The sequence below is a fragment of the Halomonas citrativorans genome (genome assembly GCF_014898005.1).
In the GTDB taxonomy this organism is placed as follows: domain Bacteria; phylum Pseudomonadota; class Gammaproteobacteria; order Pseudomonadales; family Halomonadaceae; genus Vreelandella; species Vreelandella citrativorans.
In genome coordinates, this window is record NZ_JABUYX010000004.1 from 86,044 (window position 1) to 99,544 (window position 13,501).

At 54.9% G+C, this 13,501-nt stretch carries 12 protein-coding genes; 5 read left to right on the plus strand and 7 right to left on the minus strand.

The window, feature by feature from the left end:
- The 4 genes from iolD (at position 1) to INT20_RS06825 (ending at position 5,538) form a co-directional block, all read left to right on the plus strand.
- On the plus strand, positions 1 to 1,848 hold the full coding sequence (gene iolD / locus INT20_RS06810) for a 3D-(3,5/4)-trihydroxycyclohexane-1,2-dione acylhydrolase (decyclizing) (RefSeq protein WP_193056647.1): 1,848 nt from the start codon (positions 1 to 3) through the stop codon (positions 1,846 to 1,848).
- Positions 1,849 to 1,886: 38 nt separating this feature from the next.
- A complete protein-coding gene (gene iolE / locus INT20_RS06815) occupies positions 1,887 to 2,798 on the plus strand; it encodes a myo-inosose-2 dehydratase (protein WP_193056648.1) in 912 nt (303 codons plus the stop codon).
- Between the two features lie 35 nt (positions 2,799 to 2,833).
- A complete protein-coding gene (locus INT20_RS06820) occupies positions 2,834 to 4,336 on the plus strand; it encodes a CoA-acylating methylmalonate-semialdehyde dehydrogenase (RefSeq protein ID WP_193056649.1) in 1,503 nt (500 codons plus the stop codon).
- Positions 4,337 to 4,416: 80 nt separating this feature from the next.
- Positions 4,417 to 5,538 (plus strand): Gfo/Idh/MocA family protein, encoded by a 1,122-nt coding sequence (locus INT20_RS06825; RefSeq protein WP_193056650.1) that lies wholly within the window; start codon positions 4,417 to 4,419, stop codon positions 5,536 to 5,538.
- 3 nt (positions 5,539 to 5,541) lie between these two features.
- Here the strand turns inward: INT20_RS06825 and otnC are convergent, their stop codons facing one another.
- The 6 genes from otnC to INT20_RS06855 form a co-directional block, all read right to left on the minus strand.
- Complete coding sequence (otnC, locus tag INT20_RS06830; protein ID WP_193053377.1) at positions 5,542 to 6,189, minus strand: 3-oxo-tetronate 4-phosphate decarboxylase; 648 nt, start codon at positions 6,187 to 6,189, stop codon at positions 5,542 to 5,544.
- The gene (gene otnK, locus INT20_RS06835; RefSeq protein ID WP_193056651.1) at positions 6,186 to 7,472 is read right to left on the minus strand and encodes a 3-oxo-tetronate kinase; all 1,287 of its coding nucleotides are present in this window, start codon (positions 7,470 to 7,472) and stop codon (positions 6,186 to 6,188) included. The genes otnC and otnK overlap by 4 nt, the downstream gene beginning before the upstream one ends.
- A gap of 22 nt (positions 7,473 to 7,494) precedes the next feature.
- Entirely contained in the window at positions 7,495 to 8,982 is a 1,488-nt protein-coding gene (locus INT20_RS06840) for a tripartite tricarboxylate transporter permease (protein ID WP_193056652.1), read from the minus strand.
- Between the two features lie 40 nt (positions 8,983 to 9,022).
- On the minus strand, positions 9,023 to 9,511 hold the full coding sequence (locus tag INT20_RS06845) for a tripartite tricarboxylate transporter TctB family protein (protein ID WP_193056653.1): 489 nt from the start codon (positions 9,509 to 9,511) through the stop codon (positions 9,023 to 9,025).
- Between the two features lie 101 nt (positions 9,512 to 9,612).
- Positions 9,613 to 10,578 carry a tripartite tricarboxylate transporter substrate binding protein gene (locus tag INT20_RS06850; RefSeq protein WP_192528261.1) on the minus strand — a complete coding sequence of 322 codons (966 nt, stop codon included), beginning with the start codon at positions 10,576 to 10,578 and terminating at the stop codon, positions 9,613 to 9,615.
- Between the two features lie 82 nt (positions 10,579 to 10,660).
- Complete coding sequence (locus INT20_RS06855; RefSeq protein WP_193056654.1) at positions 10,661 to 12,055, minus strand: flagellar biosynthesis protein FlgA; 1,395 nt, start codon at positions 12,053 to 12,055, stop codon at positions 10,661 to 10,663.
- 285 nt (positions 12,056 to 12,340) lie between these two features.
- Between INT20_RS06855 and INT20_RS06860 the strand changes: the two genes are divergently transcribed.
- A complete protein-coding gene (locus tag INT20_RS06860; RefSeq protein WP_193053383.1) occupies positions 12,341 to 13,027 on the plus strand; it encodes a GntR family transcriptional regulator in 687 nt (228 codons plus the stop codon).
- Positions 13,028 to 13,056: 29 nt separating this feature from the next.
- Here INT20_RS06860 and INT20_RS06865 read toward each other — a convergent pair whose 3' ends face one another.
- Positions 13,057 to 13,482, minus strand: coding sequence for a YbaN family protein (locus INT20_RS06865; protein WP_193053384.1), 426 nt, complete (start codon positions 13,480 to 13,482; stop codon positions 13,057 to 13,059).
- Positions 13,483 to 13,501 lie beyond the last annotated feature (19 nt).

Genomic DNA, 13,501 nt, shown 5'->3' on the forward strand with positions numbered 1-13,501 from the left:
ATGAGAACGATCCGACTCACCATGGCCCAGGCGTTAGTCAAATACCTGGCAGTTCAACGTATTGAAATAAACGGCACTGATGTACCGTTGTTTGAAGGGGTCTTTGCGATTTTCGGCCATGGCAATGTGGCTGGTTTGGGTGAGGCGCTTTATCACGTCAAGGAAACGCTGCCGACGTATCGCGCCCATAACGAGCAAACCATGGCACATGCGGCGATTGCTTTTACCAAAGCGAACGGGCGAAGGCGCCTGATGGCCGCGACCAGTTCCATTGGGCCAGGCGCGACCAATATGGTGACGGCAGCAGCACTTGCCCACGCCAATCGCCTTCCGGTTTTGTTATTACCGGGCGACACGTTTGCCACGCGTGCTCCTGACCCGGTGCTACAGCAGGTCGAACATTTTGGTGATCCGACGATCAGTGTTAATGACTGTTTTCGTCCCGTGTCACGCTATTTTGATCGCATCAGCCGCCCTGAGCAGCTGCTCACCAGTCTGCCTCAGGCGATAGCCACGCTACTTGACCCTGAACACTGTGGCCCGGTAACGCTTGCCCTGCCGCAGGATGTGCAAACATTTGCCTACGATTATCCAGACGCCTTTTTTATCCCCAAAGTACACCGCATTCGCCGCTCGCCACCTGTGCTTGACGAGTTACAGCACGCCGCTGTCGCACTTAAACAGGCAAAGCGGCCGTTAATCATTGCTGGGGGTGGGGTGCATTACGCCGATGCCTGCGAAATGCTGGCGAACTTTGCACAAGTGCACGGTATCCCTGTCGCCGAGTCACAGGCGGGAAAAGGCGCGTTAGCGGATAGCCATCCGTTCGCCGTAGGAGCGATTGGTGTCACCGGTAGCGCTGCCGCCAACCGTTTGGCTGAACAGGCGGATGTCATTTTAGCGATTGGAACTCGCTTGCAGGATTTTACGACTGGATCCCGGGCGCTGTTTGAACGTCGTGAAAAAACGCTTATAGCCCTTAACGTTGGTCGTTTTGATAGCCTCAAACATCACGCGATACCGTTTATCTGCGATGCGCGTGTTGGCTTACAGCAGCTTGACGGTGAGCTGGGGGAATGGCGTGCTTCAGATAGCTGGCGAGAGCAGGCAGGAGCGCTAAAGCGTGAATGGGCTGACGTGGTTAAACGGGTGACGGCAGATAAAGGCCTTCCATTACCCTCCGATGCTCAGGTAATCGGCGCTGTTAACCGCCAGGCAGGGGACGACGTAACCGTGGTGTGTGCGGCTGGCGGGCTGCCGGGGGAACTGCATAAGCTATGGCAGTGTTCGGGTCCTGGAAGCTATCACGTGGAGTACGGCTTCTCGTGCATGGGGTATGAGATTGCCGGCGGCTTGGGCGTCAAAATGGCTAAGCCTGAGCGCGAAGTGGTCGTCATGGTTGGCGACGGTAGTTACCTGATGCATAACTCAGAGCTCGCCACCTCGGTAATGTTGGGCCATAAGCTGATCGTCGTTGTATTGGATAATCGCGGCTATGGGTGCATTAACAGGCTTCAGCACGCAACGGGAGGGGAAGGGTTCAATAACTTGCTTAAGGATTGCCGCAGTGTCGAGGCGGGCGCACCCAAAACCGATTTTGCGGCCCATGCGAAAGCACTGGGTTGTCAGGCGGAATCGATTACGGGGATTGCCGCGCTGGAGCAAGCGCTGGTGCGTGCCCGCCAAGCAGCCACTACCTATGTGATTACCTTGGACACGGACCCGATCCCCAGCACCGAGGAAGGCGGCGCCTGGTGGGAAGTGGCCGTACCCGAGGTCTCTTCCCGGGAGCAGGTCACGTCCGCTTATCAAGGCTACCGCGATGCCAAGCAGCATCAAGCGCGCTGAGCCTGCTTAATCATCCAATAACGATAAGGATACATGCTATGCCAACCGTCACGCTGGGGATCAATCCACTCACCTGGACCAACGATGACTTACCCAGTTTGGGAGCTTCGACACCGCTGGAAACCTGTTTGCAGGAAGGCCGCGAAGCGGGCTTTACAGGGTTTGAACTAGGCAACAAGTTCCCGCGAACACCGGATGCCTTGGGTAAGGTGTTAAAGGATCATGAGCTGGCCCTGGTATCCGGCTGGTATTCCGCCCATCTGTTGGAAAGAAGCCCTGAGGAAGAGATTGCGGCCGTTCAGGACCACTTGAACCTGCTCAAGCAGTGTGGGGCCAGCGTTATGGTGTTCTGTGAAGTATCTCGGTGCGTGCACGGTGACCAACAGCGCCCTCTTTCTCAGCGCCCCCATCTTTCTGAAGATGATTGGCAGCGTTTATGCAGCGGTCTGGATATCGTTGGAGATTATCTCAAGTCGCAAGGCATTCAACTGGTATATCACCACCATTTAGGCACGGTGATTGAAAGCCAGACAGACGTTGAACGTTTGATGGATAGCACCGGAGAAGGCGTAGGGTTACTGCTTGATTTTGGACATTTGCGTGGCGCAGGGGGTGATCCATTAACCATCGCCCAGCGCTACAGCACACGTATTCACCACGTGCACTGCAAGGACCTACGCTTCCCTGTACTTGAAGCTGTGCGTAACCGTGATAAAAGCTTTTTAAATGGCGTGCTGGATGGTCTTTTTACCGTGCCTGGTGATGGCGATGTGGATTTTTTACCGGCGTTAACGCATCTGTGTGATCAGGGTTATCAGGGCTGGCTTGTTGTTGAGGCAGAGCAAGACCCCGAAGTTGCTCACCCATTGACGTATGCCCGCTTGGGCTACCGTAATTTGCACGATCTTGCCGAACAGGCAGGCTTCGATGTTGCCAGTGCCACTTATTAGTCGGCGCCACGACCATCCGTTAAACAGGAGCTTGCATGAAGACGTTATCCCATTTCCTTAACGGCCAGCTTACATCGGGCAGCAGCGAACGCTATGCACCGGTGTATAACCCAGCGACCGGAGAGCAGAGTGCCCAGGTCATGTTGGCGACCGCCGATGAAACGCGTGAAGCCGTGCGCATCGCTTCTGACGCCTTCACGGAATGGTCAAAAACACCGCCGCTCAAGCGTGCACGCATTCTGTTTAAGTTTAAAGCGCTGGTCGAAGAGCACATCGACGAACTAGCGCGACTGATTTCCAGCGAACACGGCAAGGTGTTTTCTGATGCCAAAGGTGAAGTGACTCGGGGCCTTGAAGTTGTCGAGTTTGCTTGCGGTATTCCTCACCTGCAAAAGGGCGAGCACTCCATGAACGTGGGTACCGGGGTGGATAGCTACTCGATGATGCAGCCGCTGGGCGTCTGTGCAGGTATCTCGCCGTTTAACTTCCCCGCCATGGTGCCCATGTGGATGTTTCCCATTGCGCTGGCTTGCGGCAATACTTTTGTCATGAAGCCCTCTGAAAAAGATCCCTCAACGCCGCTACGCCTTGCGGAACTACTCACAGAAGCGGGCCTGCCCGATGGCGTCTTTAATGTCGTCAACGGCGACAAAGAGTCGGTCGATGTGCTGCTCACCGATGAACGGGTCCAGGCGGTCAGTTTTGTCGGCTCCACGCCGATTGCCGAGTACATTTACGCGACCGCATCGGCCCATGGCAAACGCGTTCAGGCGCTGGGCGGGGCTAAAAATCATATGGTGATTATGCCCGATGCGGACCTTGATCAAGCGGTGAGCGCGCTGATGGGAGCAGCCTATGGGTCTGCTGGCGAGCGCTGCATGGCTATTTCCGTTGCGGTTCCGGTGGGTGAAGACACGGCGAATCGTTTAAGAGAAAAACTGGTTGCTGAACTGGCTAATTTGACCGTCGGACCGGGCCTGGTCGATGGCCCCGACAATGATATGGGCCCGCTGATTACCCGTGAGCATCGCGATAAGGTCGCTGACTATATCCAGGTAGGCGTTGACGAAGGGGCCGAGTTAGTGATTGACGGCCGCCAGGCCGATATCGAGAGTGCGGGAAATGGCTATTTTATTGGTGGAGCGCTTTTCGACCATGTGACGCCAGCCATGCGCATTCACGCTGAAGAAATCTTTGGGCCCGTTTTATCCATTGCCCGTGCTGCAAGCTTTGATGATGCCGTGGCGATGATTAATGCGCATGAATACGGCAATGGCACGGCGATTTTTACCCGCGATGGTGACGCCGCACGTCAATTCTGTGAGCAGATCCAGGTCGGCATGGTGGGCGTCAATGTTCCTATTCCCGTACCCATGGCATTCCATAGCTTTGGCGGCTGGAAGCGTTCTCTGTTTGGCCCCTTGCATATGCATGGCCCCGATGGCGTGCGTTTCAATACCCGTATGAAGACGATTACCCAGCGCTGGCCAAGCGGTATTCGTGAAGAGACCAATCACTTTTCAATGCCCACTATGTAATGGCTAACGAAGGGTAAAACTAACGCCGAGCGCTGCTCGGCGTTTGCTTATGGCCTGCCTTGTTCACAGGAATAATGACAATGAAAACGCTCACTATTGGTTTAATCGGAACAGGTTTTATGGGCAAAGCCCATGCTATTGCGTTTAATGCAGCGCCCAGTGTCTTTGATCTGCCTGCAAAACCGGTTTGTGAACTGCTGGCGGACGTGAATCTTGAGGTAGCGCAAAGCCGGGCAAATGCCTGGGGGTTTGCTCGTGCTACTGATAACTGGCGCGCACTGGTGGCGGATAGCGCCGTCGACGTTGTGGATATTTGTGCCCCCAATTTTTTGCATAAAGAAATGGCCTTGGCAGCCATTGCGGCGGGTAAGCATGTTTATGCTGAAAAGCCGTTGGCGCTCAGCACGGCTGATGCGCAGGAGATGGCCGCGGCTGCCGAACAGGCAGGCGTCAAAACACTGGTCGGATTTAACTACATTCGCAATTCAGCCACACAGCTGGCACGCGATATTGTGGCAAGCGGCGAAATTGGCGAGTTGATCCATTTTCGTGGGCGGCATAATGAGGACTATCTACTTGATCCTCAAAAGCCCCACGATTGGCATACCCAGCGAGCCACCGCCGGTGCTGGCGCCTTGGGCGATGTAGGCTCGCATATTATCAATATGGCCGAGTTCCTGACCGGTCAACGCATCACTTCGGTGTGTGGTCAGCTACAAACGGTGATTGCCATGCGCCCCACAGCGGATGGCACAGGTATGGCTAAGGTTGAAAACGATGACCAGGCCCAAGCAATGTTGCGCTTTAACAATGGCTTGATTGGAAATATTGAAACCTCACGAGTAGCGGCAGGCAGAAAGATGGGGCTTGCCTATACGCTGACGGGCACCAAAGGAGCGATTGTCTTTGATCAGGAACGTATGAGTGAGCTGCAACTCTACCGCCACGAAGCGAATAGCGGTCGACGCGGGTTTACCACGCTGCTGACCGGCCCTGAACACCCTGACTATGCCGCCTTCAGCCCTGCACCCGGCCATGGCTTAGGCTATAACGATCAGAAAATTATCGAGGTGCGCGATTTGGTGGAAGGTATTATCAACGACCGCCCGCTCTACCCTGATTTTCGAGAGGCCGTGCGTGTGAACCGCTTGATCGATGCCATCGAAGCATCGCATCAGGCGGGGCGTTGGATTGAAGTATAACTGTTAATCTCTCGGAAACCGGGCTTCCAATTCAGCAACCTGTTCAGGCGTCAGCACACGCGGGTTTTCGCCGCGCAACAGCAGAAACAGCTTGGCCGTTTCTTCGAGCTCTTCGGTGGCATACACTGCCGCTTCAAGATTTTTACCGGCGACAACCGGGCCGTGGTTGGCGAGTAGCACGGCGCTGTGCTTGCCTGCTAGGCCGCGTACCGCTTCGCCCAGCTGTTGGTCGCCCGGGATGTGGTAAGGCACCAGGGGAAGCTTGCCTACGCGCATGGCGTAATAGGCGGTGAGCGGCGGAATGCAGTCGCAAGGGTTGATACCCGGCAGGCAGGAAACCGCCACCGAATGCGTGGAGTGCAGGTGCACGATAGCGCCGGACTGAGGGCGCTCATCGTACATCGCCATATGCAGAAACTGCTCTTTGGTGGGCTTATCACCGCTGATTAGCTGGCCTTGGGTATCCAGGTGCGAGATGCGTGCAGGGTCCAGACGGCCAAGGCAGGCGTTGGTAGGCGTCATCAGCCAGCCGCCGTCATCCAGGCGCACGCTGATATTGCCACTGGAGCCCATGGTCAGGCCACGATCGAACAGCGATTTCCCCAGCGTGCTGATCTGTTCACGCAGGCAGTTCTGGTCGTGAGTACTCATACCAATACCTCAAACGCTCGTGTGAAGAAATCCATACTGCCAAAGTTGCCCGATTTGAGTGCCAGGGAAAGTGGGGCCTCGCGGTTGGCAAGTGCCGCCTGTGTCCAGGGCACGCCGGGATCGATCTGCTCGCCGATACGTAGCACTGAAATGCCCAGGGCAGACACCACCGCTCCTGAAGTTTCGCCACCGGCAACTACCAGTCGGCCAACGCCTTCATTGACCAGAGTAACGGCAAGCTGGCTTAACGCTTTTTCGACGATGAGGCCGGCCTTATCGACGCCCAGTTCCACCTGAGCAGCCTTGACCTTTTCAGGATCAGCTGAGGCATAGATCAAGGCAGGTGCATCTTGTTCAAGACGCTCGAACGCGAAGGCCAGGGCTTGTTCCCATTGTTTGTCGTCTTTCGCCAGAGCCTGCGGGTCAAGCGCAAAACCAGCGCCAGGATGGCGTTCGAGGAAATCAGCAACCTGGGCAAGCGTTGCCCGTGAGCAGCTGCCAGACAGTGCCAGCATGTTACCCGAGGCGGGTTGAAGACGCCCGGGCTCGGCTATCTCGGCAAGCCAACCCTGTTTGCGGTACTGGGCAGGCAGGGCTTGGCCTAGCCCCGAACCGCCGGTTACCAAGGGCATCGTTACCGTTGCCTCCGCCAAGACGTCCAGATCGCTGTCATCGACGGTATCGCAAATCACGTGGCGTACGTTTTTAGCCGCCAGAGCGTCAAGGTGTTGGCGAGTGGCTTCGGCCCCTTTGGCTAGCGTGGTGCGGCTGGCCAAGCCAACGGAGTGGGAAGTCTGGCGCGAAAGCACGCGTACAAGATCCGCATCGGTCATGGGTGTCAGCGGGTGATGCTGCATGCCGCTATCGTTAAGCAGGCGATCGCCAACGAACAGGTGCCCTTGGTATACCGTACGGCCATTAATCGGAAATGCCGGGACCATCACGGTTTGCGAAATGCCGAGTCGATCAAGTAGTGCATCGGCAACCGGGCCGATGTTGCCCTTGTCGGTTGAATCAAAGGTTGAGCAGTATTTAAAAAATATCTGCTGGGCACCCTGTTCACGCAGCCACTCAAATGCCGCCAGTGAATCGGTGGTGGCCTCATTAACCGGACAGGAGCGCGATTTAAGCGCTACTATCACGGCATCCACGTTGCTTAAATCGGGCGAGGTGGTCGGCACCCCAATAACTTGAACGCAGCGCATGCCGCCGCGTACCAGGTTATTGGCAAGGTCAGTGGCGCCGGTGAAATCGTCGGCGATAGCGCCCAGTACGATGGTCATAGCATTCTCCAGGATACGGGCTTCAGGTAGTGGCCTTGCGACGTGCGCGCTTGATCAGCGGCGTAATCAGCGTGACGGCCAGCAGAAGGAAAGCAATACTCAGCAGTGTGGCGCTGATAGGACGCTCAATAAAGATGCTGAAGTCGCCTTGTGACATGGATAGCGCACGGCGCAGCTCGCTTTCTGCGATAGGGCCCAATACCAATCCCAAAATGATGGATACCAGGGGGAAGTTGATCTTCTCAAGCAGATAGCCCAACACGCCAAAGCCCATCATCAACCATACATCAAACATGGAGTTGCGCACCGAATAGGTACCCACGATGCAGCACATGATAATGATGGGGCCGAGTGCGGAATAAGGTACATTCAGCAACTTGGTAAACAGCACGATGAACGGCTTTGAGAAAAGCAGAATCATAAAGTTGACGATAAACAGCCCGGCAAAGACGGCGTAGATCAAGTCACTGCTGGTCAGCATGAACATTGGCCCAGGCTGCAGGCCGTGCATGATAAACGCGCCTAGAATAACGGCTGTAGTGCCGCTACCCGGAATGCCCAGCGCAAAAAGTGGTACCAGTGCACCCATGGCCGCTGCGTTATTGGCAGACTCAGGGGCGGCAATACCTTCCGGCGCACCCTTCCCAAATTTCTCGGGATGCTTGGACCAGCGGACCGTTTCGCTATAACTCACCATCGCCGCGGTACTGGCACCGATACCCGGCAGGATACCGATGATGACCCCGATAATGGATGAGCGCGACAGGGTCATACCGATTTGGCGCAGGACAGGTAGATCGAAAATCTTGACCTTCACCTTTTTCAAGGGCTGATGGCTTTCATGGTCCAGCGTACGTTTCATGACTTCTGAAACGGCAAACAGACCCACAATGACCGGAATCAAGCCCACGCCTTCGGCCAGATTAAGATTGCCAAAGGTAAAGCGGCTGGTGCCGGTGAGCGGGTCAATACCAATGGTCGCAATGAATAGGCCTAGCGCCGCACCAATCAAGCCAAATATGAGGCGACCGCCTAGTGAAGCCACCACGGTTAAACCGAGTACCGCCAAGGCAAAGTACTCAGGAGATGAAAACTTCAAGGCCATCTTGGCCAGCATGGGCGTGAATATAATAAGCGCGACGGTGCCCACAAGCCCTCCAATAGCGGAGCTTAAAACGCCGATACCCAAGGCTTTGCCTGCCTCTCCACGCTGAGTCATGGGATAGCCGTCAAACGCCGTCATGACCGCTTCAGGAGTGCCCGGGGCACGGTATAGAATGGCCGTAATCAAACCTGAAAAGACCGTTGCTCCATAGATGGCGGTCAGTACCATAAAGGCTGTGGTCGGCTCCATGCCATAAGTAACCGGCAGCAGGATAACCACCAGAATAACGCCGCTAACGCCGGGCAGTGCACCACCGATAAAGCCGATAAGCACGGCAGAGGTTAAGAGCAGTAGATTGAGTGGCTGCATCACCACGGCTAACCCAGCCAAAAAATGTTCTAGCATGGTCGACTCCCTAGAAAGTTGGGTCTGTTATGGGTCAGCCTTACGGCATGGGAATGCCAAGCAGCGACACGAAAACGCCCTGCATCAGTACAGCGGCAAGAACTAACGTAATGGCAATGGTCATCCACGAACGGGCGCCCAGCAGCAGCGTACCGATAAACGTAAATATCAGGCTGGCGATTAAAAAGCCGATGCTTTGTATCAATAGCGTGTAGGCGATAGCCGCCGCTATAAACCACCAATGGCGGGTGCGGCCAAGGGAGAAGCGTGATGAGGTTGGTGCCGTTTCAGTTGCGGTGTCTGTAGTAGCTTGAGGTTCGCTGATCAGCGCCTGTTTGCGGTCACGCCACGTGATGGCGAGCAGGACAATTCCCAGCGTAAACAGAACGATCAGCAGGGTCAGTGGCCAAACGCGAGGGCCGATAAACGTGGACACCTGCGCAGAGCTTGGGAATTGCAGCGTGGGATAAAGACTCACCACCGCGAGTGACACGACCCCAAGCGCAAAAAGAGTGATCCTAGCGTGCATGCTAAACCTTGATGGGGATAGTGGAAGAACGGCCCCGCGAGGCCGATCTTTCAGATGTGTATAGGGGGGACACGCCCCTCCACCAACCAGCAGCTGCTGGTTTAGTCGTTTTGCAGCAAACGTGAGTAAAGCTCGTAGTTGTTCTCAAGCCGCTGACGATACTCGTCGCTACCCATCCAGCCTTCACGGTAATCAAGGTTTACGCGCTCTGCGTAGCTTTGGTACTCCTCAGAGTTATATACGTCTTTAAAGGCATCTTCCAGGCGCTTCATGATCGGCGCAGGCGTATCAGCATGCACAAATATGGCGCGATCGTTACCGTCTGTCAGATCCCAGTCGTTTTCAACCGTGGTCGGCACATCTGGGTAGTCTTCAAGGCGCTCATCGCTGAAGACCAAAATTGGCATCATCTGGCCAGCTTCGATGTAGCTTAATAGCGGGCTTAGCGAGGTGGTGGTCGCATCAATATTGCCGCCCAGCACGTTGGCAGTGGCGTTGCCGGTGCTGTCGTAAGGGATAAAGTTTATGTCTAGCCCAGACGCATCGCGCAGAGACAGGAAAGCTACATGATCTGGACTTGCCGTATGGGTGCCCCCAACGGTGACTTTACCGGGATTTTCCTCAGCGTATTTCACGAAAGAATCAAAATCAGGAAAACGCTCAGGATTAACAAAAAGCGCCATTACGTCAGACTGCATACGCGCAACCGGCGTTAATTGATCCAGTCCCACGGGGTTCTGGCCCGCCGCGAGTGAAGTCACAAGCGTAGTGGAGGCAAAGTCTAAAGTGTGGCCATCAGCCTCGCTCGTGGCGGCACGCTGATGGGCTAAAGCGCCGGATGCGGCTGGCAGGTTAACCACTGTAATACGCGCGCCGCCAATGGCTTCTTCAAACATCGGGCGAACGACCCGAGCAAAGTTATCAGTACCACCGCCAGCACCTGCGGCTACCAAGAACTGGATCGGCTTGCTGGGGAAGTTGTCGGCATCGCTGGCGCTTGCGCTGGTAGCCGCGCCGAGCATGGCAAGACCTAAAGTGGCGTATTTAACATTATGTTTGATAAGCATGATTTTCTCCAAGGTGATTATTGTTGCTTTTAGGGTCCATCAATATACGAAGTAGAGCACCTTAAAGGCGCTCTATCGTTAGTTACTGGCTGTCGCCTGCATAAAACAGGTTGTCCTGTTTAAGTCGAAGCTTATGTAATCGAGAAGGTGGTAACGCGACATCGGCTAAAGTAATGGGTTGGTTAGGTGCGATATCGCGGATAACTTCGGCGCCTGGTAACAGATAAAAAGGGACTTTGGCGTCATCTGAAAGCGCCGCAGCGGGGTGAATCTCCGGACGCAGCCCTTCGATGTGCCGATGATGGCCCTTCATCTCGAGCCGCTGGCCCGCCTTGATCGCTTGGGTGGCGCGCGCAGTCAGGTCGAATTTAGGTGTGGTGGCATGGCCGCCACCGGACGTTAAGCCGTTGAGTACCACATCCAGCAGTGAGATGGGCGCTTCCAGGCCCAGCAAATGGCGCGGCAGATAAACCATGGCGCTATTGCCGCTGCGGCTTAGTACGTGACCTTTATCGCGCAGCAGTGTCCAGACATGCGGGTCTTCACAGCGCACCACTACAAACACACCGCCAGCAAAGCTCAGCTCATCTGGGCGGCGCAGGCAGTTAAAAACTTCAAGGCGCTCGTTACCTTCTAGAACACCGCCTTCTGCTTGGGTATCCAGAAGTGTGGGTACTTCTATGGTTCTCAGCACCATGGCATGAAATTCGGGCAGGTCTGGCTGCAGGCCGGTTGCGTTGGCAACGTTGACCATCTCACATAGGTCAGGCACTGAAATCTGCGGAATAGCGGATAGAGCCTCGCCGCGGGATTTGACTGTGGTGCGTGCATCGCTATCGTCAAGCTTCCAGAGTGCGGCAATTTCAGAGGCATCGTACTGGGCACCGTTACAGGTAACGGTGCCTTGCGCTTCATCCCAGATAAAGTCGTATTCGCTGCTCTTGCCAGCAGAAATGATCTCAAACCCCAGCGTTCTGGCCCATGTGACAAGGCCAATCAGCAGGCTTGGCTGGTCGCCATCCAGCGGAGTGAAAAGGCGCCCTTGGTCTTCGGCTAGGCGAGTCAGGTAGGGTCCGACAACCGATTCGGTTTCCTTGGTGGCAATACCGACATGCTTACCCGCCAGTAAGGCCGCTTCTGCATAATGGGCGCCGGCATCAGGAATGCCGGTAGACTCAACCAGAATATCGAACGGAAGTGCCGCGACCGTATCGAAAGAAGCCGTGGCAATGAAAAAGCCTTTCTGCCAAGCGTCTTCGGCATCGCTCGTAGAATGGCATACCATTATTTTTGTGCTGGGAAAACCCGCGTGGCGAAAGGCTTCAGCCGCCTTTTCAGGATTGATGTCGATCGCAATACGCGCTGACAATCCTGGCATCTGGCGGGCTTGACGCAATACGCCACGACCAAAATCACCAGCGCCCGCGATACAGACTTCAACTACTTTGGCCGTATGAAAATGTTGTAAGTAATTCATAAATAGTAGAATTCCATGTTTGGCAAAAGTATTTTTACAGTGGCCATGAACTTATAAATGCGTCTTTTTTTCAACGTAGACGTAATATATAGATGTGAAATTTAGTGGTATACCATTGTTGAGGTCAACGCTAGAGGGGTGATACTTTAGTCGTTATTAGGTTTGTTTTTTTATTAAATCAATATCTTAAGTGTTTTCTAAGGAATGTTTTTTTATATATGGTTATTTGAAAAGAGTTTTTTGGTATGCCATTATTAATAGACGCTAATCAAAGTGAACAACTCCATGGAAGATATCGCTCCAACCCATAACGCCGGGCTTGTTGAAAAAGTCGCGCATTATTTGCGCGAACATATCGTCATGGATCATTTCCAACCGGGACAGCGGTTACCCGAGCGCACGCTGGCAGTTGAGTTACAAGTGTCGCGTACGCCGCTACGCGAGGCGCTCAAGATTCTTGCGACAGAAGGTTTAGTGGTGATTTCCCCCAACCGCGGGGCTGTGGTTGCGGATGTCAGCGCTGCGGATATGAAAGAAAAGGCCTATGTATTAAGCGTCCTTGAGCAGTCAGCCGCGCAACTGGCGTGTGTCAGGGCTAGCGACGAAGATATTGCTGAGTTACAGGCGCTGCATTACGAAATGAAAGCTTCGTTCTTAAGAAGGGATCGGCAGAACTACTTTCGGCTTAACCAGGATATCCACAACCGGATCGTGGCGCTTTCGGGGAACACGACCCTAATTGATATACACGCCAACCTCAGTCGGCAGCTTTATCGGGTGCGCTATCTGTCCAATCAAAAGAACGATAAATGGGCGAAAGCCATGGAGGAGCACGAGGCTATCATGGCGGCCTTGGAGGCCCGCGACGCCGCACGCGTCGGCGATGAACTGCGCAACCATCTGGGTAAAACGTGGATAAAGTACACGAACGGTGAGGAAGATATCGGTCAGCCGGAAAACCTGACCCTCTAGTCTCGTCCTGGGCAATCTTTATTGCCACATCAATCCTGCTTGGTGGGCTCTGGGCGCGTTGCCAGCCATACCGCCACCCCGGCCAGCAGTGCGATGATGGCCCAGCGCAACCAGCCTTCCCCCAAATGCCAGAGCAGCAGCATGGCGCTGGCGATGATGCTGCTCACCGCCACGTACTTGGCGCGACGTGAAATGGCGCGCTCGCACTCCCAGTTCTTGATCAATGGCCCCACGTAGCGCCGCGAACGAATCCAGGCTTCGAAGCGTGGCGAGCCCTTGGAAGCACAGTAGATCGCCCCGAGCATGAACTCGGTAGTCGGCAGTAGTGGCACGAAAATACCTACGACTCCAATGCCGAAGCTCAGCGCGGCCAGTGCTACCCATAGGGCGCGGGCCAGCGGGCTGCGTGCAGGCTCACGCTGGGGCGATGTCGATGAAGGGGGCGTTTCTTTCATGTGTCGTGGCTCTCTAGGC

Bases quoted from the DNA above. Each gene is read 5' to 3' on its own strand.
- iolD (WP_193056647.1), top strand. From the start codon at position 1: ATGAGAACGATCCGACTCACCATGGCCCAGGCGTTAGTCAAATACCTG.
- iolE (WP_193056648.1), top strand. From the start codon at position 1,887: ATGCCAACCGTCACGCTGGGGATCAATCCACTCACCTGGACCAACGAT.
- INT20_RS06820 (WP_193056649.1), top strand. From the start codon at position 2,834: ATGAAGACGTTATCCCATTTCCTTAACGGCCAGCTTACATCGGGCAGC.
- INT20_RS06825 (WP_193056650.1), top strand. From the start codon at position 4,417: ATGAAAACGCTCACTATTGGTTTAATCGGAACAGGTTTTATGGGCAAA.
- otnC (WP_193053377.1), bottom strand. From the start codon at position 6,189: ATGAGTACTCACGACCAGAACTGCCTGCGTGAACAGATCAGCACGCTG.
- otnK (WP_193056651.1), bottom strand. From the start codon at position 7,472: ATGACCATCGTACTGGGCGCTATCGCCGACGATTTCACCGGCGCCACT.
- INT20_RS06840 (WP_193056652.1), bottom strand. From the start codon at position 8,982: ATGCTAGAACATTTTTTGGCTGGGTTAGCCGTGGTGATGCAGCCACTC.
- INT20_RS06845 (WP_193056653.1), bottom strand. From the start codon at position 9,511: ATGCACGCTAGGATCACTCTTTTTGCGCTTGGGGTCGTGTCACTCGCG.
- INT20_RS06850 (WP_192528261.1), bottom strand. From the start codon at position 10,578: ATGCTTATCAAACATAATGTTAAATACGCCACTTTAGGTCTTGCCATG.
- INT20_RS06855 (WP_193056654.1), bottom strand. From the start codon at position 12,055: ATGAATTACTTACAACATTTTCATACGGCCAAAGTAGTTGAAGTCTGT.
- INT20_RS06860 (WP_193053383.1), top strand. From the start codon at position 12,341: ATGGAAGATATCGCTCCAACCCATAACGCCGGGCTTGTTGAAAAAGTC.
- INT20_RS06865 (WP_193053384.1), bottom strand. From the start codon at position 13,482: ATGAAAGAAACGCCCCCTTCATCGACATCGCCCCAGCGTGAGCCTGCA.